This window comes from Jejubacter calystegiae, assembly GCF_005671395.1.
Lineage (GTDB): Bacteria > Pseudomonadota > Gammaproteobacteria > Enterobacterales > Enterobacteriaceae > Jejubacter > Jejubacter calystegiae.
In genome coordinates this window covers 1665643-1689565 of record NZ_CP040428.1, presented here as the reverse complement: position 1 = coordinate 1689565, position 23923 = coordinate 1665643, and the positions used below count along the sequence as shown (strand labels likewise).

21 protein-coding genes, 1 tRNA gene and 1 pseudogene are annotated in these 23923 nt (G+C 54.2%); 15 read left to right on the top strand and 8 right to left on the bottom strand.

The features are described from left to right. Positions 1-48: 48 nt before the first annotated feature. The 4 genes from FEM41_RS07745 to FEM41_RS07730 are packed head-to-tail and all read left to right on the top strand — an operon-like array spanning position 49 to position 4496. Positions 49-1602, top strand: a complete 1554-nt coding sequence (locus FEM41_RS07745) for an L-lactate permease (protein ID WP_138095435.1) — start codon at positions 49-51, stop codon at positions 1600-1602. 48 nt (positions 1603-1650) lie between these two features. Next, on the top strand, positions 1651-2370 hold the full coding sequence (locus FEM41_RS07740) for a (Fe-S)-binding protein (protein WP_138095434.1): 720 nt from the start codon (positions 1651-1653) through the stop codon (positions 2368-2370). Positions 2371-2379: 9 nt separating this feature from the next. Continuing rightward, complete coding sequence (locus FEM41_RS07735) at positions 2380-3801, top strand: LutB/LldF family L-lactate oxidation iron-sulfur protein (protein ID WP_138095433.1); 1422 nt, start codon at positions 2380-2382, stop codon at positions 3799-3801. Continuing rightward, positions 3801-4496, top strand: a complete 696-nt coding sequence (locus tag FEM41_RS07730; protein WP_138095432.1) for a LutC/YkgG family protein — start codon at positions 3801-3803, stop codon at positions 4494-4496. The genes FEM41_RS07735 and FEM41_RS07730 overlap by 1 nt, the downstream gene beginning before the upstream one ends. Positions 4497-4570: 74 nt before the next feature. On the opposite strand, the gene FEM41_RS07725 is transcribed toward FEM41_RS07730, so the two are convergent. The 4 genes from FEM41_RS07725 to FEM41_RS07710 all read right to left on the bottom strand — a co-directional run bounded on the left by FEM41_RS07725 (position 4571) and on the right by FEM41_RS07710 (position 7713). After that, a complete protein-coding gene (locus FEM41_RS07725) occupies positions 4571-4924 on the bottom strand; it encodes a DUF4156 domain-containing protein (protein WP_138095431.1) in 354 nt (117 codons plus the stop codon). A gap of 181 nt (positions 4925-5105) precedes the next feature. Continuing rightward, positions 5106-6752: a chaperonin GroEL gene (gene groL, locus FEM41_RS07720; protein WP_138095430.1), complete on the bottom strand. Its 1647-nt coding sequence runs from the start codon at positions 6750-6752 to the stop codon at positions 5106-5108. A 49-nt stretch (positions 6753-6801) separates the two neighbouring features. Continuing rightward, positions 6802-7095 carry a co-chaperone GroES gene (locus FEM41_RS07715; RefSeq protein ID WP_138095429.1) on the bottom strand — a complete coding sequence of 98 codons (294 nt, stop codon included), beginning with the start codon at positions 7093-7095 and terminating at the stop codon, positions 6802-6804. 135 nt (positions 7096-7230) lie between these two features. Next, on the bottom strand, positions 7231-7713 hold the full coding sequence (locus tag FEM41_RS07710) for an FxsA family protein (protein ID WP_138095428.1): 483 nt from the start codon (positions 7711-7713) through the stop codon (positions 7231-7233). A 342-nt stretch (positions 7714-8055) separates the two neighbouring features. On the opposite strand from FEM41_RS07710, the gene aspA reads away from it, so the two are divergent. The 9 genes and pseudogenes from aspA (at position 8056) to FEM41_RS07665 (ending at position 17400) form a co-directional block, all read left to right on the top strand. Continuing rightward, complete coding sequence (aspA, locus tag FEM41_RS07705; RefSeq protein WP_138095427.1) at positions 8056-9492, top strand: aspartate ammonia-lyase; 1437 nt, start codon at positions 8056-8058, stop codon at positions 9490-9492. 117 nt (positions 9493-9609) lie between these two features. Continuing rightward, positions 9610-10911 carry an anaerobic C4-dicarboxylate transporter gene (locus FEM41_RS07700; protein WP_138095426.1) on the top strand — a complete coding sequence of 434 codons (1302 nt, stop codon included), beginning with the start codon at positions 9610-9612 and terminating at the stop codon, positions 10909-10911. Between the two features lie 101 nt (positions 10912-11012). Next, entirely contained in the window at positions 11013-11336 is a 324-nt protein-coding gene (cutA, locus tag FEM41_RS07695; protein ID WP_138095425.1) for a divalent cation tolerance protein CutA, read from the top strand. Beyond that, the gene (locus tag FEM41_RS07690; RefSeq protein ID WP_138095424.1) at positions 11312-13018 is read left to right on the top strand and encodes a protein-disulfide reductase DsbD; all 1707 of its coding nucleotides are present in this window, start codon (positions 11312-11314) and stop codon (positions 13016-13018) included. The genes cutA and FEM41_RS07690 overlap by 25 nt, the downstream gene beginning before the upstream one ends. 72 nt (positions 13019-13090) lie before the next feature. Beyond that, on the top strand, positions 13091-13666 hold the full coding sequence (locus FEM41_RS07685) for a transcriptional regulator (RefSeq protein ID WP_138095423.1): 576 nt from the start codon (positions 13091-13093) through the stop codon (positions 13664-13666). A 107-nt stretch (positions 13667-13773) separates the two neighbouring features. Continuing rightward, a tRNA-Phe gene (locus FEM41_RS07680) sits at positions 13774-13849 on the top strand. Positions 13850-14118: 269 nt separating this feature from the next. Then, on the top strand, positions 14119-15120 hold the full coding sequence (locus FEM41_RS07675) for a hypothetical protein (RefSeq protein ID WP_138095422.1): 1002 nt from the start codon (positions 14119-14121) through the stop codon (positions 15118-15120). Next, a complete protein-coding gene (locus FEM41_RS07670; protein ID WP_138095421.1) occupies positions 15120-16262 on the top strand; it encodes a BamA/TamA family outer membrane protein in 1143 nt (380 codons plus the stop codon). Before FEM41_RS07675 ends, FEM41_RS07670 begins: the two co-directional genes overlap by 1 nt. Continuing rightward, positions 16256-17400 (top strand): annotated as a pseudogene (locus FEM41_RS07665) (DUF4056 domain-containing protein). Before FEM41_RS07670 ends, FEM41_RS07665 begins: the two are co-directional and overlap by 7 nt. 152 nt (positions 17401-17552) lie before the next feature. Here FEM41_RS07665 and FEM41_RS07660 read toward each other — a convergent pair. Together FEM41_RS07660 and FEM41_RS07655 are read right to left on the bottom strand one after the other, a co-directional pair. Further along, positions 17553-19007, bottom strand: a complete 1455-nt coding sequence (locus FEM41_RS07660; RefSeq protein ID WP_138095420.1) for a CoA transferase — start codon at positions 19005-19007, stop codon at positions 17553-17555. A gap of 123 nt (positions 19008-19130) precedes the next feature. Next, on the bottom strand, positions 19131-20042 hold the full coding sequence (locus FEM41_RS07655; protein WP_138095419.1) for a LysR substrate-binding domain-containing protein: 912 nt from the start codon (positions 20040-20042) through the stop codon (positions 19131-19133). A 191-nt stretch (positions 20043-20233) separates the two neighbouring features. Between FEM41_RS07655 and FEM41_RS07650 the strand changes: the two genes are divergently transcribed. Both FEM41_RS07650 and FEM41_RS07645 read left to right on the top strand, forming a co-directional pair. Next, positions 20234-20620, top strand: a complete 387-nt coding sequence (locus FEM41_RS07650; protein ID WP_138095418.1) for a cupin domain-containing protein — start codon at positions 20234-20236, stop codon at positions 20618-20620. Positions 20621-21287: 667 nt separating this feature from the next. After that, complete coding sequence (locus tag FEM41_RS07645) at positions 21288-21503, top strand: hypothetical protein (RefSeq protein ID WP_138095417.1); 216 nt, start codon at positions 21288-21290, stop codon at positions 21501-21503. A gap of 48 nt (positions 21504-21551) precedes the next feature. Here the strand turns inward: FEM41_RS07645 and argS are convergent, their stop codons facing one another. Together argS and argR are read right to left on the bottom strand one after the other, a co-directional pair. After that, positions 21552-23288, bottom strand: coding sequence for an arginine--tRNA ligase (argS, locus tag FEM41_RS07640; protein ID WP_138095416.1), 1737 nt, complete (start codon positions 23286-23288; stop codon positions 21552-21554). Positions 23289-23379: 91 nt separating this feature from the next. Further along, positions 23380-23847, bottom strand: coding sequence for a transcriptional regulator ArgR (argR, locus tag FEM41_RS07635; RefSeq protein ID WP_138095415.1), 468 nt, complete (start codon positions 23845-23847; stop codon positions 23380-23382). Between the last annotated feature and the right edge of the window lie 76 nt (positions 23848-23923).

Sequence of the window (23923 nt, the reverse complement as noted above, 5' to 3'; positions counted from 1 at the left end):
AACCGTCCGTGGTTAAGGAAAACTTCTGTACCCAAAGGAAGAATAACAATGAACGACTACCTGCTGTTCCTGCTGGGCGTCTTCCCGTTGCTGGTGATGATCGTCCTGATTCTGAAAGTAAAAACCCCCATCCACTACGCTGTGCTAATCACCCTGGCCATCACTCTGGCCTTTGCCTGGCTGTTCTGGGATACCCCGCTCCAAACTCTGGGCTCCGCTGTAGGCTATGGTATCGGTAAAGGGCTGTGGCCGATTGTCATCGTGATTTTGGGCGCGATTTACAGCTATAACCTGATGATAAAAACCGGCGGCATGGCGGTTCTGAAAGACGTCCTCGCCAGTATCAGCGACGACAAACGCATTCAGGTGTTGCTGATTTCCTGGTGTTTTGGCGGATTCCTGGAAGCGGCCGCCGGTTACGGCACCGCGGTGGCAATCCCCATCGGTATTCTGATCGCCCTCGGTTTTAATCCGCTGAAAGCGGCTGTCGCTTCACTGGTCGCCAACACCGTGCCCACCGCGTTTGGCGCTGTGGGCATTCCGGTGTCGATTCTGGCGGAACAGGCCAATCTGCCGGTCACTACCCTGAGCGGCGTGGTGATCGTCCAGCTGGCGCTGTTCAATATTCTGCTGCCCTTTGTGATTGTCGCCATTATCGGCGGCGGCATTAAGGCCATTCGCGGCGTGTTTCTGATTACCCTGTTATGCGGCATCACCACCCTGATTCCTCAGTATATTGTGGCGATCAACCTGGGTGCCGAACTGCCCGCTTTCGCCGGTAGCCTGGTAAGCCTGATCGTGGTAGTCATTATGGCGAAGAGCCGTAAAGCCCCCACCGAACCCGCCTGGCGTATTGAAACTGCTGGCGAGTCTCAGGGGCTGCACTACTCCGGCCCCCAGATTTTGCGGGCCTGTACCATCTACATCCTGATCTTTGTCTTTATTATGCTGTGCTCGCCGCTGTTCCCGGGGCTTAAAGCCAGCGTGTCGCAACTGGCCAGCACCTTCCACTTCCCGCTGGCGCATGGCAGTTCTCTACCGCTGAAAATCGAATGGATTGCCACGCCAGGCGTGCTGATTATTATCGCCTCGCTGCTGGGCGGCATTATTCAGGGTGCCTCTGTGCCAACCCTGTTTAGCGTCTTCTTCAGTACCGTGAAGCAGCTTAAAAACTCCATTATCGCCATTACTGCCATCGTGGCGATGGCAACTGTGATGGACATCAGCGGCCTTATCGCTTCGATGGCGCATACTATGGTGGATGTTACCGGCGGCGCTTACCTGTTTATCGCCCCCGTGATCGGGGCAGTCGGTACCTTTGTGACCGGCAGCGACACCAATGCCAACGTGCTGTTCGGCAAGCTTCAGGTTATGGCCGCCGACAAACTGCATGTCGATCCCAACTGGCTGGCGGCGGCCAATACCGCGGGCGCCACGGGCGGAAAGATGATTTCCCCACAGAGCATCGCTATTGCCGTCTCCGCCACCCGTATGGAGGGTCAGGGCGACAAGATTATGTCCGGCACCCTTAAGTACTGCTGTGCCTATATCGTCGGTCTGGGCCTTATAGTAGGTCTGGGCTGGTATCTGGTTATGGCCTGAATCTACTAAAAAATAAGAGAAAATTGCGTTAGCAATGGGAGAAATGTCGTGAATGTTAACTTTTTTGTCACCTGTATCGGTGACGCCCTGAAGTCGCGCATGGCGCGCGACTCGGTCCTGCTGCTGGAGCAGTTGGGCTGCAACGTCAACTTCCCGGAAAAGCAGGGCTGCTGCGGGCAGCCAGCCATCAACGGCGGTTACATTGAAGATGCCATCCCAGGCATGAAAACGCTGATTGCCGCACTGGAAGAGAACGACGATCCCATTATCTCCCCCGCCGGCTCCTGTACCTATGCCATTAAAAGCTACGCCGAATGGCTGGCTGGCGAGCCGGAGTGGGCCAAGCGCGCGCAGCGCGTCGCCGATCGTATGTTCGATCTGACCACCTTTATCGTCAAGGAGCTGGGCGTCACCAGTGTGGGCGCCCGACTGCCCGGTAAAGCGGTCTATCACCCCTCCTGCAGCCTGTTTCGTAAAATGGGCGTGAAAGATGAGCCCCTGACCCTGCTGAATCACGTTGAGGGACTGGAACTGCTGCCGTTTGACGCCCAGGAAACCTGCTGCGGCTTTGGCGGTACCTTCTCAGTCAAGATGGCGGCGATCTCCGGCGAAATGGTTAAAGAGAAGGTCTCCCACATGATGGAAGTACAACCCGATTACCTGATCGGCGCTGACGTCAGCTGTCTGATCAACATCGGCGGTCGTATGCAGCGTGAAGGCCAGCCGGTTAAAGTGATGCACATTGCTGAAGTTCTGATGAGCCGTTAAGGAGACGCTATGTACCTGAAAACCAGCGATCTCAACTTTAAAGATCGCATCCGCGAAGAGATTAACGATCCCATCATGCGTCACGCAGTGGCCAGGGCTCAGGAGACCATCGGCGCCAATCGCCAGAAGATGGTGGACGAACTCGGGCATTGGGAGGAATGGCGCGAACGGGCAGAGCAGATTCGCAATCACGTGCTGGAAAACCTGGACGCTTACCTGTATCAGCTTTCCGAAAAAGTCACCGCCAACGGCGGCCAGGTGTTTTTCGCCAGCACCAAAGAAGAAGCGACCGACTATATCGTTAAGGTCGCCCGGGCGCAGAACGCGCGCAAGGTGGTGAAGGCGAAATCGATGGTCACCGAAGAGATCGGCATGAACCATGCGCTGAACGAGGCGGGCGTCGACGTACTGGAAACCGATCTGGCGGAATATATCCTGCAACTGGACAAGGATGCGCCATCGCACATCGTGGTGCCCGCCATTCATAAAGATCGCCAGCAGATCCGCCGCGTACTGCATGAAAAGCTGGGCTATGACGGCCCGGACACGCCGGAAGCGATGACGCTGTTTATCCGCCACAAGATCCGCGAAGATTTTCTGAGCGCCGATATCGGCATCACCGGCTGTAACTTTGCCGTGGCCGAAACCGGCTCGATCTGCCTGGTCACCAATGAAGGCAACGCGCGCATGTCCACCACCCTGCCGAAGACCCATATCGCGGTGATGGGGATGGAGCGTATCGCCCCCACCTTCAAAGAGGTGGATGTGCTGATCGCCATGCTGGCGCGCAGCGCGGTCGGCGCCCGTCTGACGGGCTACAACACCTGGCTGACCGGCCCCCGGGAAGCAGGCCACGTCGACGGCCCGGAAAACTTCCACCTGGTGATCGTCGATAATGGTCGTTCTAAGGCGTTGGGTACCCAGTTCCAGGACATTCTGCGCTGCATTCGCTGCGGCGCCTGTATGAATACCTGCCCTGCCTATCGCCATATTGGCGGCCACGGCTACGGTTCCATCTATCCCGGCCCGGTCGGTGCGGTTATTTCACCGCTGCTGGGCGGCTACGAGGACTTTAAGGATCTCCCCTACGCCTGCTCGCTGTGTACCGCCTGCGACAGCGTCTGCCCGGTGAAAATCCCGCTCTCTAAGCTGATCCTGCGCCACCGCCGCGTGATGGCAGAAGGCGGTATGACGCCAAAAGCCGAACAGCGCGCCACCCGGATGTTCACCATGGCCAACAGCCACCCCGGCCTGTGGAAAGTAGGGATGGTGGCCGGCGCCAAAGCGGCGAGCTGGTTTATTAAGGGCGGCAAAGCGCCGATTAATTCCGGCGTTATCGGCGACTGGACCGAGGCGAGGGACCTTCCGGAAGCAGACGGCGAAAGCTTCCGCAGTTGGTTTAAGAAACACAAAAAACAGGGGAATAAATAATGGAAAATCGCGATGCTTTTCTGGCGAATATCGCCCGCCAGCTCGGGCGCGAAGTTCGCACCACGCCGGAAGCGCCCCCTGAACCGGTCAATGACTATGCCACCACGCGTCTGACGGAGCTGGATGCCCGGCAACGCTGCGATGCGTTTATTGCCTTCGCCTCCGGGGCCATGCTGGTCAGCTGTGAAATGACCAGTGAAAACGAAGTGGCCGATGCGGCACTGCGCCTGTGCGAAGAGTACGGCGGCGCGCCGGTGGTGGTCAGCGGGGATGAGCGCCTGAAAACGCTGGGTGTCACACAACGTTTGACTGACGCGCTGCATGCCGATATCTGGGATCCCGCCGTAGGCGAACAGAATATCCAGCGGGCGGAGCAGGCGAAGGTCGGCGTGGTCTATGCCGAATACGGACTCACCGAATCCGGCGGCGTGGTACTGTTTTCCGCGCCGGAACGTGGGCGCTCCATCAGCCTGCTGCCGGAATCCTCTGTCTTTATTCTGCGCAAGAGCACCATTCTGCCAAGGGTGGCGCAGTTGGCGGAAACGCTGCATCAGCGGGCGATACAGGGCGAGCGGATGCCCTCCTGCATCAATCTGATTAGCGGCCCCAGCTCTACGGCGGATATTGAGCTGATTAAGGTGGTGGGCGTTCACGGCCCGGTTAACGCGGCTTATCTGATTATTGACGACTGCTGATCTCTGGAGTGACGCCAAAAAAATCTAAGGCCATGCATTGCATGGCCTCTTTGTTGGTCAGCATCATCCAAAAATCAGTTCGGGCACTTATAGACCTGGCCGGCCATCGTGCTGGCGGTGGGCACAAAGCTGGAAAGCAGGTTTTGATCCGGGCTGCTGACGCCATAGAGTACGTTCCCCCCCATAACCGCGGCCTGATTGCGCAGGTCGTTAGCCGCGCTGCGCATAGAGCCGCCCTCGCCGCCTCCGGGGCCGGATAGCCAGTTGCTCTGCTCACCCGTTGCGGTACCCAGCAGCTGACACTCGCTGCCCGGCTGCTCCTGAACAAAGCGGACGCTCTCACCAGCCGTGGACAGCGACTTGCTGCTGCTACAGCCTGCCAGCAGCAGTGCCGCCACAACCATTCCTGCTGAAAGTTTTACGCGCATGTTTTTCCTCATTATTCAATAATCAGACACTGGCTGTCGGTATGTCCTTATACCACGCTCTGTTACAAAATTATACACAGCGCCCCGGGCGGTGGTGGTTACAGTGACGGCGCCCATAAAAAAACCCCCGGCCAGGGCCAGGGGTTTTTATCACACACGGATTTTGCGCAATAAGCGCGGCTTACATCATGCCGCCCATACCGCCCATGCCACCCATGCCGCCAGCTGCGCCTAAGTCAGCTTTGTCTTCTTTCGGCAGGTCGGTCACCATGCACTCGGTGGTGATCATCAGACCAGCAACAGAGGAAGCGTACTGCAGCGCAGAACGGGTCACTTTAGTCGGATCCAGGATACCGAAGTCGATCATGTTGCCGTACTCTTCGGTCGCCGCGTTGTAACCGTAGTTACCGTCGCCCGCTTTCACGTTGTTAGCAACCACAGACGGCTCTTCGCCAGCGTTGGAAACGATCTGACGCAGCGGAGCTTCCATTGCGCGCAGAGCGACTTTGATACCCACGTTCTGCTCTTCGTTCTGACCCGTCAGGCCAGCAAGCTTCGCAGCTACGCGCACCAGCGCCACGCCGCCGCCAGCAACCACGCCTTCTTCTACCGCTGCGCGGGTTGCGTGCAGGGCATCTTCAACGCGGGCTTTCTTCTCTTTCATTTCAACTTCAGTCGCTGCGCCAACTTTGATAACGGCTACACCGCCAGCCAGTTTAGCCACCCGCTCCTGCAGTTTTTCACGATCGTAGTCAGAGGTGGCTTCTTCGATCTGCTGACGAATCTGGGTAACACGACCCTGAATCGCCGCTTCTTCACCAGTACCGTCGATGATGGTGGTGGTGTCTTTGTTGATAGCAACGCGTTTTGCCTGACCCAGATCTTCCAGGGTCGCTTTTTCCAGCTCCATACCGATCTCTTCAGAGATTACGGTACCGCCGGTCAGAACAGCGATATCCTGCAGCATGGCTTTACGGCGATCGCCGAAGCCCGGCGCCTTAACGGCAGCCACTTTCACAATGCCGCGCATGGTGTTAACCACCAGGGTCGCCAGCGCTTCGCCTTCAACATCTTCAGCAACGATCAGCAGCGGCTTGCCAGCTTTAGCAACGGCTTCCAGCAGCGGCAGCAGTTCGCGAATGTTGGAGATTTTCTTGTCAGCCAGCAGGATGAACGGGTTTTCCAGTTCAACGGTACCGGTTTCCGGCTTGTTGATGAAGTACGGAGACAGGTAGCCACGGTCGAACTGCATACCTTCAACCACGTCCAGTTCGTCCTGCAGACCGGTGCCTTCTTCAACGGTGATAACACCTTCTTTGCCCACTTTTTCCATCGCTTCGGCAATCAGCTTGCCGACAGTCTCGTCGGAGTTAGCGGAGATGGTGCCTACCTGGGCAATGGCTTTGGAGTCAGAGCAAGGTACGGACAGCGCTTTCAGCTCTTCAACCGCGGCGATAACGGCTTTATCGATACCGCGCTTCAGATCCATCGGGTTCATGCCCGCAGCAACGGCTTTCAGGCCTTCGCTAACGATAGACTGCGCCAGTACGGTCGCGGTGGTGGTGCCGTCACCTGCAGCGTCGTTCGCTTTAGAGGCCACTTCTTTCACCATCTGCGCGCCCATGTTTTCGAACTTGTCTTCCAGTTCGATCTCACGCGCAACAGAAACGCCATCTTTGGTGATGGTCGGCGCACCGAAGGACTTGTCCAGCACGACGTTACGGCCTTTCGGGCCCAGAGTGACTTTTACTGCGTCTGCCAGTACGTTAACGCCGCGCAGCATTTTGGTGCGGGCGTCATTACCGAATTTTACGTCTTTAGCTGCCATATGTTCTTTCCCTTAAATTCGTACGTTCTTAGTTACTTCACGTGTGAGATTAAGCTTCAACAATCGCCAGAATGTCGCTTTCGGACATGATCAGAACTTCTTCGTTGTCGATCTTTTCAGCTTTAACACCGTAGCCATCGTTGAAAATCACGATGTCGCCGACTTTCACGTCCAGCGGCTTCACTTCGCCATTTTCAAGGATGCGGCCATTGCCTACAGCCAGCACTTCGCCGCGGGTGGATTTACCCGCCGCAGAACCGGTAAGAACGATGCCGCCAGCAGATTTGGATTCGACTTCTTTACGCTTGACGATCACACGATCATGCAATGGACGAATTTTCATTGATAGCTCTCCTATGAGAAAGTCCGTATCAGTTTAGGGTTACGCCAGAGCCGTTATCGTCCCTGGCTTGTGACGAGAGAGATGGGGATCTCCCAATTCCCCTTCAAGGGGGAAAATGAAAATTTTTTTGTTTTTTTATCGCTCGTCGCGATCGCGCTCTTCCAGCGACTTCGGCGATTCATCTTTGCGCTGGAACTCCCCGTCGAAGGTCTGGCCCCCGCCAGCCCCTGGTCCCTGACCGAAACCGCCGCCAGGCATACGGGTAAAACGCAGATGGGGAAGCAGCCGCACCGTCAACAGTTTCTGCACTGGCGGCAGCAGCAACAGTAATCCCAGAAAATCGGTAAAGAAGCCAGGCAGCAGCAGCAAGATACCGGCGATAATCAGCGATACGCTCTTAATCATTTCTGCTGCCGGATTCTCTCCTTCCGACATTTTCTGCTGCATCAGAATAAAGTTTTTAAATCCCTGATTACGCACCAGCGACATGCCGATCACCGATGTGAAGATCACCAGCACCAGGGTTAACAGCACCCCTATCACATGGGCGACCTGAATAAAGATGGACATCTCTATGTAGACGTAGAGGAAGATGGCGATTAAAGGTATCCAGCGCACCCGCAGCTCCTGTAAGTGGCGGCGGCCGCAATAGCGCGACCGCAGAAAAAATGGGCCCTGAGGGCACTAGCAAGAGATGGCGACGCCTTAGTCAAAAATCAATCCTCCGTCCGTCGATTTTTACGCTAAATTTTCAGGCAGTGATATGACTCACATATCAGGAAATCTGATGAAGCGGCACCCATAATAAGTGATCCAGCTTACGGCTTTTTGGCCGAAGCAGCATATGATCATGGCAACCTGGTCATATATGGAAATAATCATCGGCCAAATAGCTCTATAACCACAGATCCTGTATGAGTTCTTAACAATTCATCCTGCAGCTTGCATAAGAAGGTTCACATGTTAAACAACATTCGTATCGAAGAAGATTTGTTGGGTACCAGGGAAGTTCCGGCAGAGGCCTACTACGGTATCCATACTCTGAGAGCGATTGAAAACTTCTATATCAGTAACAACAAAATCAGTGATATCCCTGAGTTTGTGCGCGGTATGGTCATGGTCAAAAAGGCCGCCGCGCTGGCGAACAAAGAGTTGCAGACCATTCCGCGCAGCGTCGCCGATAGCATTATTGCCGCCTGCGATGAAGTGCTGAACAACGGTAAGTGCATGGATCAGTTCCCGGTGGATGTCTATCAGGGCGGCGCCGGTACTTCCGTAAACATGAACACCAATGAAGTGTTAGCCAACATCGGCCTGGAGCTGATGGGACATCAGAAGGGGGAGTATCAGTACCTCAACCCCAACGACCATGTGAACAAATGCCAGTCTACCAACGACGCCTATCCCACCGGCTTCCGTATCGCAGTCTATACCTCCATCGTGAAACTGGTCGATGCCATCAACCAACTGGGCGAAGGCTTCCAGCGTAAAGGCGTTGAATTCGAAGGCGTGCTGAAAATGGGCCGCACCCAGTTGCAGGACGCTGTTCCCATGACCCTGGGGCAGGAGTTCCACGCCTTCCGGGTTCTGCTGAATGAAGAGACCAAAAACCTGCTGCGTACCGCAGAGCTACTGCTCGAGGTAAACCTGGGCGCTACCGCTATCGGTACCCGCCTCAACACCCCGGACGGCTATCAGCAACTGGCGGTGCAAAGGCTGGCCGAAGTCAGCAATCTGCCGGTGGTACCGGCCGAAGACCTGATCGAGGCCACCTCCGACTGCGGCGCCTACGTTATGGTGCACAGCTCCCTGAAGCGTCTGGCGGTGAAGCTTTCCAAGATCTGTAACGACCTGCGCCTGCTCTCTTCCGGACCGCGTGCGGGCCTGAACGAAATCAATCTACCGGAACTGCAGGCGGGCTCCTCCATTATGCCGGCCAAGGTCAACCCGGTGGTGCCGGAAGTGGTCAACCAGGTCTGCTTTAAGGTCATCGGCAACGACACCACTGTCACTATGGCGTCGGAAGCCGGTCAACTGCAGCTGAACGTCATGGAACCGGTGATTGGTCAGGCGCTGTTCGAATCCATCCATATTCTGACTAATGCCTGCTACAATCTGCTGGAAAAAACCGTGAATGGCATTACGGCGAATAAAGAGGTGTGCGAGAGCTATGTCTATAACTCTATCGGCATCGTCACCTATCTGAATCCGTATATTGGCCATCACAATGGCGATATTGTCGGGAAAATCTGTGCTGAAACCGGTAAGAGCGTGCGTGAAGTGGTACTGGAGCGCGGTCTGCTGAGCGAGGCGGAGCTGGACGATATCTTCTCGGTGCATAACCTGATGCACCCCGCTTATAAAGCTAAACGCTATACCGATGAAAGCGAGCAATAAAACTAAACCGGGTTAGCAACTAAAGGCACGTCCATCGCGACGTGCCTTTTTTCTTTTATGCTTCTACGAATACACAACAATTTATTTTCAACTTAGCAATCTTGTAAGGAAACCATCATGTTTGGTGCTGAACTTGTCATCGTTTTGCTGGCTATCTATCTGGGAGCCAGACTCGGCGGTATCGGGATCGGCTTTGCCGGTGGTCTGGGAGTGCTGGTGTTAACGTTACTCTTTCAGGTCGACCCGGGAGCCATTCCCTTTGACGTTATTGAGATTATTATGGCGGTCATCGCCGCTATCGCCGCCATGCAGGTGGCCGGCGGTATGGACTATCTGGTGAGCCTTGCCGAACGTCTGCTACGCCGTCATCCGAAGTACATTACCTTTATCGCCCCGCTGGTGACCTGGTTTATGACCATCCTGGCCGGCACCGGCCATACCGCGTTTTCCACCATGCCGGTAATTACCGAAGTGGCGAAGGAGCAGGGCATCCGCCCCTCTCGCCCGCTTTCCATCGCCGTGGTCGCCTCACAGATTGCGATTACCGCATCGCCAATCTCCGCCGCCGTGGTGTTCTTTGCCGGAATCCTGGAGCCGCTGGGCGTCAGCTACCTGACCCTGCTCGGTATCTGCATTCCGGTCACCCTGGTGGCCGTGATGCTGACTGCCGTGGTCTGTAACTTCCTGGGCTGCGAGCTGAAAGACGATCCGGTCTATCAGGAACGACTGGCCAAAGGCGAAGTCACCCTGCGCGGCAGCAAGGTGTTTGAACTGAAGCCCCACGCCCGCCGTTCGGTGCTACTGTTCCTGGTAGGCATTGTCGCGGTGATGTTCTACGCCACCGCCATCAGCGACACGGTGGGGCTTATCAGCAACCCGGTTCTGCCGCGTAACGAGGCCATCGTGGTCTTTATGCTGACCATCGCCACCCTGATCTGCATCACTTGTAAAGTAGATACCGGCGAAATCCTCAATGCCGCGACCTTTAAATCCGGGATGAGCGCTTGCGTCTGCGTGCTGGGCGTGGCCTGGCTGGGCGACACCTTTGTAAAGCACCATATCGGCGATATTCAGGAAGTTGCCGGCGAACTGTTGCATAACTACCCGTGGCTGCTGGCGGTGGTCCTGTTCTTCGCTGCGACCCTGCTCTACTCCCAGGCCGCCACCACCAAGGCACTGATGCCTGCCGCGCTGATGCTGGGCGTCACCCCGCTGACGGCTATCGCCTCTTTTGCCGCCGTTTCCGCACTGTTTGTTCTGCCTACCTACCCCACTCTGCTGGCGGCGGTAGAAATGGACGATACCGGTTCTACCCGCATCGGCAAATATGTCTTTAACCACTCTTTCCTGCTCCCCGGAGTTATCGCCATCGCGCTGTGCGTAATTCTGGGCTTCCTTGTCGGTGGTCTGGTCCTCTGAGGCTCCACGCCCCCTTCCTGTTTAAGGGGGCGATTTACTCACTTTGTAACCCAACCGCCGTGATATAGTCTGCTGACGACTTGCTGATACGGAGGTTTGCCATGACCACGCCCGATGCCGTTGTTATCCTTTGCACCGCCCCCGATGAATCCGCCGCGCAGGAGCTGGCCTCTTACATACTGGGAGAAAAGCTCGCCGCCTGTGTGACGCTACTGCCCGGCGCAACCTCGCTATATCACTGGCAGGGAAAGCTGGAGCAGGAATACGAGGTGCAAATGCTGATTAAAAGCGACAAAGCCCACGTGGATGAACTCCTTATCAGTCTGAAACGCAACCACCCCTATGACACGCCGGAACTACTGGTTTTGCCCGTCATACAAGGAGATAGTGAGTACCTGTCATGGCTCTACGCCTCTTTACGTTAATCGTTTTACTCTTCACCAGTTCAGCCTTTGCCGGGTTATTTAACCACCAGGGACAGAGCCAGTTTGTGCCGGTGGATCGCGCGTTCGCCTTCGATTTTCAGCAGAACGGCCGCTCTCTGGCGCTGCAGTGGCAGGTGAAGCCGGGTTATTACCTCTATCGCCAGCAGATCAAACTGGTGCCGGAAGGCGCCGAACTGGCAACCTTTACCCTGCCGCAGGGCAAATGGCACGAGGATGAATTTTACGGCAAGAGCCAAATCTTCCCGGATAATCTGAGTCTGGCGCTGTCGATAAAACAGGCCGGTCCTGGAGCCAGTTTACGCGTAACCTACCAGGGCTGCGCCGAGGCGGGCTTCTGCTATCCGCCAGAAACGAAAACCGTGCCGTTAAGCGCCGTTGCGGCATCAAGCGGAGGCGAGAGCAAACAGGCGATTCAGACAGCCCCGACTGCCGACCCAGCCCCCGCGCCCGCCCTGCCTTTCTCCACGCTCTGGGCGCTGCTGATTGGTATTGGTGTGGCCTTCACCCCCTGCGTACTGCCGATGTATCCGCTGATTTCAGGCATTGTGCTGGGCGAGCGTCAGCGCCTTTCCACTGGCCGGGCGCTGCTGTTGGCCTTTATTTACGTACAGGGCATGGCGCTGACCTATACCGCACTGGGTCTGGTGGTGGCCGCCGCCGGTCTGCAGTTCCAGGCGGCGCTTCAGCATCCTTACGTGCTGATTGGCCTTTCCGCCATCTTCGGGCTGCTGGCGCTGTCGATGTTCGGGGTATTTTCGCTGCAACTGCCCTCATCGCTCCAGACCCGACTGACGCTGATGAGCAATCGTCAGCAGGGAGGCTCGCTGGCTGGAGTCTTTGTGATGGGCGCCATCGCCGGGCTTATCTGCTCCCCCTGTACCACCGCGCCGCTGAGCGCCATTCTGCTCTATATCGCCCAAAGCGGCGATATGCTACTGGGCGGCGTCACCCTCTGGCTCTACGCCCTGGGGATGGGGCTGCCGCTGATTCTGGTGGCGGTGTTCGGCAACCGTCTGCTGCCCAAAAGCGGCCCGTGGATGGAAAATGTTAAGGTGGCCTTCGGCTTCGTGATTCTGGCACTGCCGGTCTTTCTGCTGGAGCGAATTGTGGGCGAGCCCTGGGGCATCCGGATGTGGAGCGCCCTGGGCGTCGCCTTCTTCGGTTGGGCCTTTATTGCCAGCCTGAAGGCAAAAATGCGCTGGCTGCCGCTGTTGCAAATTCTGCTACTGGGGGCTGCGCTCATTGGCGCCCGACCGCTCCAGGACTGGGCCTTCGGCACGGTTCAAAGCACGCAGCAGTCGCACCTGAACTTTACCCGTATCTCAAGCGTAGAGGATCTCGACCAGGCGCTGGCCCAGGCCAGAGGAAAACCGGTGATGCTGGATCTCTACGCCGACTGGTGCGTGGCCTGTAAAGAGTTCGAAAAGTACACCTTCAGCGACCCTCAGGTTCAGCAGGCGCTGGAGAACAGCGTGCTATTACAGGCGGATGTCACCGCCAACGGCCCGCGTGATGTGGCCCTGCTAAAACGACTTAAGGTGTTGGGGTTACCGACGATCCTGTTCTTTAATAAGGAAGGAGAGGAACAACCTCAGACGCGTGTAACCGGATTTATGGATGCCGAACGCTTCCACAACCATTTGCAGAATAGCCTTAAGTAAACAACACTCAGGCTGTGCCCCGTTGCGATTTATTCGCGCACAGCCTGACAAGGGAACAATGAGGAGACAACCGTGCAACGCGAAGAAGTGTTAGAGCAGGCCCTGCATCTGCTGGAGCGGGAGGGACTTGCCAGCACCACACTGGAAATGGTGGCCGCAGAGGTCAGCTACTCACCCGACGAGCTCCGCCATTTCTGGCCCGATCGGGAGGCACTGCTCTATGATGCCCTGCGCTACCACAGTCAGCAGATTGAAGCCTGGCGCCGCCAGTTAATTCACGATGAAACCCAAAGTCCGCAGCAGAAGCTATTGGGCCGCTACGATGCGCTCACCGAATTCGTTGGCAACCAGCGCTATCCCGGCTGTCTGTTTATTGCCGCCTGTAACGTGTTTCCGGACGCCAACCACCCCATCCACCAACTGGCCATCGAACAGAAACAGGCGGCGTGGAATTACACCCACGAGTTACTGACGATGCTGGAAGTGGACGATCCGGATATGGTGGCAAAACAGATGGAGCTGGTGCTGGAAGGCTGCCTCAGCCGACTGCTGGTTCACCGCAGCCAGCAGGACGTGGATACCGCCCGCCGACTGGCGGAAGATATCCTGCGTCTGGCCCAATGCCGCACCGCGGGCGCCCTGACCTGATATTTGCCGTTGATTGCCTGAAAAGCAGGCAATCAACACTGTTAACGCCGTTTTTTCCCGAAAAGCCGTTGACGATGGTCACCCTTTAAGGTTTAATGCGCCCCGTTGCCCGGATAGCTCAGTCGGTAGAGCAGCGGATTGAAAATCCGCGTGTCCCTGGTTCGATTCCGGGTCCGGGCACCACGAATTATCAGAACCCAGCCTTACGGCTGGGTTTTTGCATTCCGAATTCAGATTTTTTCGCTGCCTCAGCGTCTAACATAAATAAATTATTATTTATTTGATCAAATATAAAAATTCAACGTTTCTTTTATATTTTCCCTACGGCACGTTGCCCTTACCCCGTCAAATATAGCAAGAAAAGTCCTAAAACGCATCTTTAGATAATATCTATATTTTGATTTTTTATATATCCTAGAACTCTTGTCTCCCTATAAATATTCACGACAATAATGAAAAAGCGCACGCTTCTTTCGCTGCTTTATACTGCAGCATTTTGTTCTTTGGCTCACGCAGAAACGGCCCCCACCGCAGTACATACCGACCAGAATAGCGCTGCCGTTTCTTCTGGCTCTTTTCTTCCTCTGTTAGGGGACGAAGCCCGGGCGCGGGGATACGATCTACCCGAGCCGTTTGGTATTAACATTAACTACATGAATATTCGCCAAAATATCGACGTAGACAGCATTCACTTTTCCGGACTGGGGATCGGCAACATCAACCTGCCATCCAACTTATTCGACATTAATGTGGCGAAAACGCGCCAGCGCAGTACTACTCGTACTATTAAGCTGGATGCCTGGATACTGCCATTTATGAATATTTATGGCATTATCGGTAAAACCCGTGGCAGTTCATTATCAAAAGTATCCGTTGATTCTGATTCAGCTTCCCAGAGCGGCCTAATTAACAAGATGATCGCTGGTGTCATTCACGGCATGAATAAATCAGGCGACCTGCGAAATTTAGATTTTAAGCTGAATTTTAAAGGTGATACTTTCGGCGTGGGAACCGTATTCGCCGGTGGATACGATAACTGGTTCGGCCTGCTGGATATGAACTATACCCAGACCCGCTTTGATATTCTGGACGGGAGTATCGACGCATTCACCCTTTCGCCGCGCATCGGCTATCGCTTTACGTTGCCGCCGGTTCAGACTCTGCATCTGGGCGAAAGCCATCTTAACCTCTGGGTCGGCAGCATGTACCAGAACGTCCAGCAGGAGTTTAAAGGCAAGCTGAGCGATCTCCATATGCCCGGTAACCTGCAATCTCTGATGCAGATGGCGAACCAGAAAGGCAGCGGACGCTTTGACGTTAAGCAGCATCTTGAATCGCCCTGGAACGTGCTGGTCGGCGCCAGCTATGAACTCACCCGTAACTTTAATATCACCACCGAAGTTGGTTTCGCTGAACGTAACAGCTTCTTTATGTCCGGAGAGTTTCGCTTCTGATGTATTGGCGTTACCTGGCGGTCGTATTCTGCTGCCTGACTTTCCATCAGACCGCGCATGCCGACAGCTTGTTGCCTTCCCGGGAGCGCATAGACACCTGGCTTAACAAGCTGGGGGCGGACGGGAAATTCGATGCCAGTAAAGGCATCGACTGGGGCGTGATGCCCGGTCCTTTTTATACTCCGGAGCTGGGGTTGGGTGTTGGTGCGGCGGTGGTCGGCATGTACCGACCCGACACCAGCGGTCCCGACACGCAAAATTCAACGCTCTCGCTGAGTGGCTATGTTAGCTCTACTGGTGCATTGGGGCTGAGCATGAAGAACTACGCTTTTTTCGCTGACGATCGCTGGCGGATCTTCCTTGACGGTGCGCTGGACAACACTCCGACCTATTACTGGGGTCGTGGTTTCCGCGCCGGGGCACGCGACAGCCACAAACAAAAATACACGGCACAAGCATTCAGCATCCGCCCGGACCTTTATCGGCGCATCGCACCGAATACCTGGATGGGGATTGGTTGGTCGTTTTCCACACTTCATGCCGGACAGATTGACGATGCCCACACCGGGCCACTGCTGAAAGAACCAGATGGTGCTTCGGTCACCAGTTCCGGATTTAGCATCAGCCTGAACTATGATTCTCGCGACTTCGTACCTAATCCGCGTAAAGGCCAAACCCTGTTTATGCGTTATACCCGCTACGCGCCAGATCTGGGCAGCAACACCCGCTTTAACGAATATGAGAGTCGCTACAGTCTGTACCACGCCCTGGACCAGCGCGACATCCTGGCCTGGGAGGTGAACGGACACTTCACTCAGGGAGACGTTCCATGGAATATGCTGCCGCTACTGGGCAGCAGCCACCGCATGCGCGGCTATTACGAAGGTCGTTATCGCGATCGCAACGCCGTCAGCAGCCAACTAGAGCTACGTCATAAGCTCAGCTGGCGTCACGGTATTGTCGGCTGGATCGGCGGCGGCACTATGTCCCCCCGGTTCAGTCAGTTAGGCAAATCGCGCTGGCTGCCCTCTGCCGGGGTGGGTTATCGCTTCGAGTTCAAACCACGTATGAACGTCAGGCTCGACTTTGGGGTAGGTAAAGGCAGTAGCGGCTTCTATTTCCAGGCGGGAGAAGCATTTTGATCGTCCGAATTATTACGCTGTGCGCGTCGCTGTTCAGCACAGCCGCCATCGCGAGCATTCCCATTCCAACAGATTTCAGTAATCCGCCACATCAGCAGGCGACCCGGGCATGGCCAACTACAGAGCCGCTTGCACAACCCGACGGACTACGCCCCTGCTGTGCCTTTGGATACAACCTGAAAGCCATCGCGTTCGGCATTCCGGTACCATTCTATAAAATTAACAATGTGGTCGAAGCCGATGACACCGGTCGGCATCGCTATAACGACAGCGCCTTCGCCGCACTGCTGAATCTGTCGGGGCTGGGCAGCGAAAATAATGGCATCCTTTATACCCGGCGCGGCGGTTTTATCGATATCGCGCACGTTCGCGACACTGCGGATATGACGATCTGGCTGTTTAGCCAAATCCAGCCACGACTGGGGCAGAATGTTACACTGACATTGGGTGAAGAGCTGGCCCGACGCGAGATCCAACTTTTCACCTTCTCCCCCCCTCTCAGCCCTCCAGACGTTACACGATCGCCGCCTGGCTGGCCGCACGTCTGGCGTACCAGGTTGCGGCCTGGCATGAAGTGGCGCAGTGGTATGGTTATGAATCAGTTTGCGGTTTTTCAGAAACCGTTTCCGCCTTTTCACCAGAAGATCTCTACTCTAACCTGCTCGGCGCGCGTATTGCGACCAACCTGATTCTGACCGGCCATGCCGCTTCGGTCGAGGAATATGACGTTGCGATGGATACGGCGCTGACGGATGCACTCCTTCAGCTTGATGCGCAACCAGCCACAAAAACGCGGGAGCGTTTCGATCGTATTGATGGCCTGTGGTGGAACAGCCGCTGCCGGGTGCCGCAAAAATTCCTGGTACTAAGACGGGATTATAACACGGGGGATCTGCGCTGGCCGACGCTACCACTGGGGGAAAGTGCGCGTCCACAGCCACTAACTCTGCCCGAAGCGCTGGATGGCATATCACTGGCGCACCTCGGCGAGCTACGCCTGTGGCCCGGCAAATCCATGAAGCAGCTCCCGGCACCGAACAGTTTCTATCGCTTTAGCGACTTTCCAGCGCTTGCGAACATGGCCAGAATATCCGACATTGAACAAAGACGTCACGTAAACTACCTATGCGAACAGTGATATCTGCCAACGCCTCCTGATCAGGCTCTTCTTCCACCTACGCCAGAGCATAAGCATACAGAAAGATCGATGTGGTCCTGAAACAGCGCGACCTGGCCCCGGCGTTATCAGGCGACTGCCGCTCGGGTACTGGATAAACTGCCCGCATAAGTTTAACGCAGGAATGAGGACCAGGAAGCTTCACTGGCTCCGTATGGCTCTATCCAGGTTGTCTGTGGTAGTTTCAGGGTGCTGAATGTTAGCGGAGGTGCCAGATTGGTTATCGTGCCATACACACTGTCATAACTAACAAGCCGTGGCCGGTATGTATCTTTCGCCGGTAGATGACTTTGCATGCAGGTATCAAGTAATCCCAGTTCCTGAACCCACATTACGCTGCGGGCCAGGGAAAGTCTGACATGATAAGATCCGCCCTCACGCGCGCGCCGGAGTAGGGCTGCCATCATTCCGGCAGCCGCCAGATAGCCCGTTATTAAATCGGCCAGATAAAAAACCGGTGAGAAACATGGATTGTTTCCACCCCCCTCAGTATAAGCAAATCCGGAGGCGACCTGCGCGTTCTGGTCGAATCCCGGCCTGAAAGCCCAGGGGCCACGGTGTCCATATGCATTGGCAGACATATAAATTATGCCGCGTCTGCTTTTATTGGCTGCCTGCTCTGGTGTAAGACCAAACCGATCATTAACGGATGTACGATATGTGGTGGTGAAAACATCGGCATCCTCAAGGAGCCAGCCCATTTTTTCACGGTCGACTGGAGAGTTCATGTCGAGGTAAGCGCATCGTTTGCCGACATCCACACCCAGATGCTGTGAAAATGTATCCGGGTGTTGATGCGTTGAAATGTGCAGAACATCTGCGCCATATTCCGCAAGCGTTCTGGCGCTGCGCGGTCCAGCCAGTACATGGGTAAAATCCAACACTTTCACTCCAGCCAGAGGCGCAGTTAGTTCGCCTGTATGCATGAAAGGTACCGGATCACCATCAGAAATTTTTACTATTTCTACAACCGGTGTTTCTGCCAGTAATTTTCCCTGTGGATGACTGCGCCATTCCTCGGGAGTAAATGTACGACAGGCGGGTAGCCCGGCGCATGACAGCGCTTCTTCCAGGGCAAAAGACTCCCACTGTGCTACTTCTCGCGTATAAGAGACTTTGTTATCTCCACAGTCAAAGAAGTTCTGATAGCCCTTTTGAAGCTTTGTATAAGGAGGACCGGCTTCCAGCATAATATGCCTTTCATCGCGGCAGCGGAAAAGACCATTCACGGGTACAAATTCAGCACCGACATTAATCATTTTTCCCTGCTGCTGAACGAAGTGGGTGGGATGCAAATGATTTAGTGCATCCAGAATATTTATTGTAATGTCCGTGGTTTTACCTGTTCTTTCCTTCCATATTGCTGCCCCTGCTACACCGATAGAAAGATGAGCACTGGCAGAAGCCTCCCCCAGATAATGAGGAGACTGAATAACAGGATCTTCTCCTTCCAGAGTGACCGAACCCCAGATATCAGATCCGAGGTGAAGTGTTTCCAGCAAGCAGCTCAGAGGGAATAGTTCTCCACTGGCTAAGGTTCGTTTTTTTAAATGATTATTCGTGGCCATAAAATTTACCTGGTTAAATATTACAGCTTCAAATTTAATCTTTATTATGAAATAAATATAATATTAAAAAAACGATCTGTAATATTAATATAATATTACGAGCACTCCTGTTGAGCTCATACTTCAGGTGGCACGCGATAAAGCTTCACCTGCCTCATTGATAACGGAAACCATAGCACTCACACCGACAGAAGCATCGTCTTTGCGGCAGGCAACGGCAATTTTTAGCTCAAGATGGATTGACGGGACCGCGATCTGACGGAAGATTACGCCCGGATAATGGCTACTCCTCGCCTGGGCCGGCAATAATGCAACACCCATCCCCGAACTGACCAGACTGAGTATGCTGGTAATCTGCCATGCCTCTGTAACTACATTCGGACTGAAACCTGCCTCATCGCAGGCCATAATAAGTTTTGAATGAAGGTGGGGTACCTTATCCGCCGGAAAATTCATGAATTTTTCCTGGGACAGATCTTTTAGTGCCACCGAGGGCTTACCGGCAAGAGAATGATGTTCAGGGAGGGCAATCATGAGTTTTTCGGTGGCAACAGTCTGGATATCGATATCAGAAGTATTGCTCAATGGTAAGCGCAGAACGCCCACGTCAATACATCCTGAACGCAGACTTTCAAGCTGTTCTGCGGAGGTCTGTTCACGTAAATCAATATGTATGGAAGGATATTTATTCCTGAAACGGCTGAGTATACCGGGTACCAGTTCATAACTGACTGATCCCACGAATCCGACGACTATTTTCCCGGTATAGCCGTCACCCGCACGCCGGGCGGCCTCAACAGCCATGCGGCTGCGGGATTGTAATTCTCTGGCCTCATCAAGAAAGACCTTACCTGCAGGAGTCAGGGTTACAGAGTGTTTATCCCTGATAAACAGGGGCACACCAATGGCTGCCTCCAGCCGTTTGATAGCCTGGCTGAGCGGAGGCTGGGCCATATTAAGTCTGAGTGCGGCACGGCCAAAATGAAGTTCTTCCGCGACCGCAATGAACTGAGATAACTGACGTTCTGAAATCATAGTGAGACATTATTAATATTAAAAACCACGCTATTAATATTGGATTATGTCTCTTGGATATTCCACTATAATTTGCCACCCTTCACTGGAGGTGAGTTGCTCGAAAATTGCTTCAGTAAGGATCTGGAAAAATATATACCCGATAATTCATTGGGTTACACAAGGGGACTTCATTTAAAAGAGAAAGAAATATGGCCACTCATAATTATTTTGTCCGCCTTAAAGATGTTCCTGGTTATCATCCGGTTAACCATACTGGCACCACTAACCGCCGTCTTATCGGCCCTGATACGGTTGGTGCGCAGCACCTGGAAGTTCTCCACGGAACCCTTCAGAAAGGGAAAGGGGCGCAGCCTCATGCGCATCCAGGTATGGAGCAGGTCTGTTATATCCTGGAGGGCAGAGCTCTGGCTGAGATTGACGGGCAGGAGGCCGAACTGGGACCGGGTGACTGTTGTTATTTTCCACCGGATGTGATGCATGTGTTTACCGCTATTAGTGATGAACCAGTTAAAATACTCGTTATTTACTCACCTCCTTATGGCGAGGATCCTAATAAAGTCAGATGCGAGTTTTGATTGTTTTGCCAACTGCATGTTAGTTGCCATTATGTGGCGTGGCCGGGGAGGTCATGATCGGTAATCCGTGGTGTAGCGAACGGCGCCAGGCCCTGCTGGCGCCGGGGAATAACCCGGGAGGCTGGTCCAGTCATGCCGTCATTATATCATCATTTGGCAGCATGCCCCTTCAGATGAAGGGGCTTTTTTATTGTGTCCAGTTTTTATTTTTAAAATCGCAAAAAGAGTTATTCGTTCTTTGAGGATTTATTCAGGCGTTTACTGGTTTTTTATGAGGAGAAGTCATGTTCGTAAAATTCAAAACGTTTTTATCCCACACCAGGGATACTGTTGCATCTTCTCCCGTTCATGCTGGGGCGGGGGAGTATCATGGGTAAAACGCTTGAGCAGGAGTTGTCATTACACACCGACAGATATACCGTCCGGGAGTGTGGGCATTGACATCAATCTGATTGACTGGAATTATTCTGCATAATCGAGAGCAGGGAGTCTGCCAAAACAGACGCCCCGACTTGAGGGAACAAGTTCGAATTATCAACCGGTGTACAGGTTCAGATGAAACCGGAGGCGATTTCGTATGACTGGCCCCTGTATTTACCGTCCGTCAGGACTCTCAATCCATGACCAGCGTGCTTTGCTGCCGGCATGATCGTCAACGCTGTGAGTAATGAATACAACATCACGCACACTCCCGGATGTCCGCGACGGCCTGACGCAAACCGAGCGCACCATCCTGTGGGTGCTACATAATACCCAGCGCGAACTGGGTGGACGTTCGGTGCCCACCGCGATGCTCTACGGACGGGTGCTGGAGTATATCGATATCAGTCAACAGGAGCTTATCGCCTGCCTGCAACGTCTGGGGGCCGGTGACCATAACTAAAAAGGCGCCACCGCAAGCAGGGAGCCTTCTGGCCACAGAGAATTTTAGTTACATCCGTTCAACGGTCTGAATCCCCAGGGTTTCCAGGCCCTGCTTAAGGGTACGCTCCGTGAGCGCCACCAGCTTCAGGCGGCTGACGCGCAGCGCCGACGAGTCGCTGTTCAGTATCGGGCAGTCGGTATAGAAGCGTGAAAACAGCCCGGCCAGATCGTAAAGGTACGCGCACATCACATGGGGCGTCCCTTCCCGGGCCACAAGCTGTAGCGTCTCTTCAAACTGCAACAGACGTACCGCAAGCATCCTCTCTCTGTCAGTATTCAGTGAAATCTCACCTTCAAGTTGTTCCACCGTCAGATTCGCTCGCCTAAAGATAGAGGCGATGCGCGCGCAGGCGTACTGAATATAGGGCGCGGTATTGCCCTCAAACGACAGCATGCTGTCCCAGTCGAAGATGTAATCGGTGGTGCGATTCTTCGAAAGGTCCGCATACTTCACGGCGCCAATGCCGATAATTTCTGCCAGCGAATCCAGCTCCGCTTCCGGCAACTGTGGCGACTTTTCCGCCACCAGTTTGCGGGCACGGACCACCGCCTCGTCCAACAGCTCGGAAAGCTTAACGGTACCGCCTTCACGGGTCTTAAACGGGCGGCCCTGTTTATCCAGCATCATACCGAACATATGGTGCTCCAGGCTGACCGATTCCGGCACATAGCCCGCCTTACGGACAATCTCCCAGGCCATCATCAGATGCTGGTGCTGACGGGCATCGATATAGTAGATCATGCGATCGGCGTGGAAATGTTCGTAACGATACTTCGCGCAGGCGATATCGGTGGTGGTATAGAGGTAGCCGCCATCGCTTTTACGGACGATCACCCCCATAGGTTCACCTTCCTTATTACGGAAGTCGTCCAGATAGACCACCACGGCGCCGTCGCTTTCGCTGGCGATACCGCGCTTAAGCAGATCGTCCACAATTCCGGGCAGCATATCGTTGTACAGGCTTTCCCCCATAATATGCTGCGGCTTCAGGGTGACATTCAGGCGATCGTAGTTGCGCTGGTTCTGCGCCATCGAGATCTCGACCAGCTTGCGCCACATCTTGCGACACCATTCGTCCCCCTGCTGCAGGCGAACCACATACTGGCGAGCGCGGCGGGCGAACGCTTCATCGTCGTCATAGCGTTTTTTCGCCGCCCGGTAGAAACCTTCAAGGTCGGAAAGCGAAATATCATCGCGGCTTTCAGCCTGTTCCAGAAAGGCAATCAGCATCCCGAACTGAGTGCCCCAGTCGCCGAGATGGTTAGCGCGAATCACCTTATGGCCCAGGAAGGTCAGGGTACGTACCGAAGCGTCGCCGATAATGGTCGATCGCAAATGCCCGACGTGCATCTCTTTCGCCACGTTCGGCGACGAGTAGTCCACCACAATGGTCTGCGGCGCCACGCGCTCCACGCCCAGCCGCGGATCCGCCAGTGCCGCACTCAGGCGGTTCGCCAGCCAGTCGGGATTCAGAAAAATATTAATAAACCCCGGGGCCACAACCTCCAGCTTCGCAATAACGCCATCGTCATTGGCCCGACTTTCAATATAATTAGCCAGCTCAGCCGCCATTTCCACAGGCGTTTTACCATTCTGCTTCGCCACGCCCATAATACTATTGACCTGATAGTCACCAAAATTATGGCGAGCCGAAGGACGTACAGAGACTTTCTGAAAGCTATTCAAAAACAATGCCTGAAATGCCTGCTCAAGCTTATTATTAAGGATATTCCTAACATCCATGAATACGATTCCTCTTGTTGAGTGAGAGGACCCTGAAAATATAATCCAGTGATTCTAAATACCGTCAGTATTTAAAAAAATACTCTCAATGTCATTTAGTGCTAAGGATATCGATAACCGAATGATAAAGCTGTTGGGGGGTGGTTCCGGCAACGGGTGCAATAAAGATAGTATCGTCGCCCGCTACCGTTCCCAGGATCCCCTTTGCCTTTCCGCAGGAGTCCAGCAGCCGGGCAATAAGTGGTGCTGCGCCAGGCATGGTATGAGTGACAACCACGGTATCATTGGCGGCGATATCCAGAATAGAACTCTTTAAGGTGGCATCCGTCGTTGGCACGCCCAGCTCCACCGGCAGGCAATACACCATCTCCATTTTAGCATTGCGGGTACGCACGGCGCCGAAATTCGCCAGCATGCGTGACACCCTTGACTGATTAATATGGATAAATCCTTTATTTTTAAGATACTCAACTATTTCGGACTGAGAACCAAAACTTTCTTCCTTGAGCATCTGGCGAAATATTTTTTCCAGCTCCTGCTTATCTGTTCTATCTCTCATACTCCGCTAACCTCGCTAAGATACTTAGAAAGTTGTTTAAGACTAATCCTGGTATTATGCCCTGTAATAATTACCA

Coding starts and splice junctions, on each gene's coding strand:
- FEM41_RS07725 (WP_138095431.1), bottom strand. CDS start 4,924: ATGCGCGTAAAACTTTCAGCAGGAATGGTTGTGGCGGCACTGCTGCTG.
- FEM41_RS07645 (WP_138095417.1), top strand. CDS start 21,288: ATGAATACAACATCACGCACACTCCCGGATGTCCGCGACGGCCTGACG.
- argS (WP_138095416.1), bottom strand. CDS start 23,288: ATGGATGTTAGGAATATCCTTAATAATAAGCTTGAGCAGGCATTTCAG.
- FEM41_RS07745 (WP_138095435.1), top strand. CDS start 49: ATGAACGACTACCTGCTGTTCCTGCTGGGCGTCTTCCCGTTGCTGGTG.
- aspA (WP_138095427.1), top strand. CDS start 8,056: ATGTTAAACAACATTCGTATCGAAGAAGATTTGTTGGGTACCAGGGAA.
- FEM41_RS07700 (WP_138095426.1), top strand. CDS start 9,610: ATGTTTGGTGCTGAACTTGTCATCGTTTTGCTGGCTATCTATCTGGGA.
- FEM41_RS07735 (WP_138095433.1), top strand. CDS start 2,380: ATGTACCTGAAAACCAGCGATCTCAACTTTAAAGATCGCATCCGCGAA.
- FEM41_RS07660 (WP_138095420.1), bottom strand. CDS start 19,007: ATGGCCACGAATAATCATTTAAAAAAACGAACCTTAGCCAGTGGAGAA.
- argR (WP_138095415.1), bottom strand. CDS start 23,847: ATGAGAGATAGAACAGATAAGCAGGAGCTGGAAAAAATATTTCGCCAG.
- FEM41_RS07730 (WP_138095432.1), top strand. CDS start 3,801: ATGGAAAATCGCGATGCTTTTCTGGCGAATATCGCCCGCCAGCTCGGG.
- FEM41_RS07670 (WP_138095421.1), top strand. CDS start 15,120: ATGTATTGGCGTTACCTGGCGGTCGTATTCTGCTGCCTGACTTTCCAT.
- FEM41_RS07650 (WP_138095418.1), top strand. CDS start 20,234: ATGGCCACTCATAATTATTTTGTCCGCCTTAAAGATGTTCCTGGTTAT.
- cutA (WP_138095425.1), top strand. CDS start 11,013: ATGACCACGCCCGATGCCGTTGTTATCCTTTGCACCGCCCCCGATGAA.
- groL (WP_138095430.1), bottom strand. CDS start 6,752: ATGGCAGCTAAAGACGTAAAATTCGGTAATGACGCCCGCACCAAAATG.
- FEM41_RS07715 (WP_138095429.1), bottom strand. CDS start 7,095: ATGAAAATTCGTCCATTGCATGATCGTGTGATCGTCAAGCGTAAAGAA.
- FEM41_RS07690 (WP_138095424.1), top strand. CDS start 11,312: ATGGCTCTACGCCTCTTTACGTTAATCGTTTTACTCTTCACCAGTTCA.
- FEM41_RS07675 (WP_138095422.1), top strand. CDS start 14,119: ATGAAAAAGCGCACGCTTCTTTCGCTGCTTTATACTGCAGCATTTTGT.
- FEM41_RS07655 (WP_138095419.1), bottom strand. CDS start 20,042: ATGATTTCAGAACGTCAGTTATCTCAGTTCATTGCGGTCGCGGAAGAA.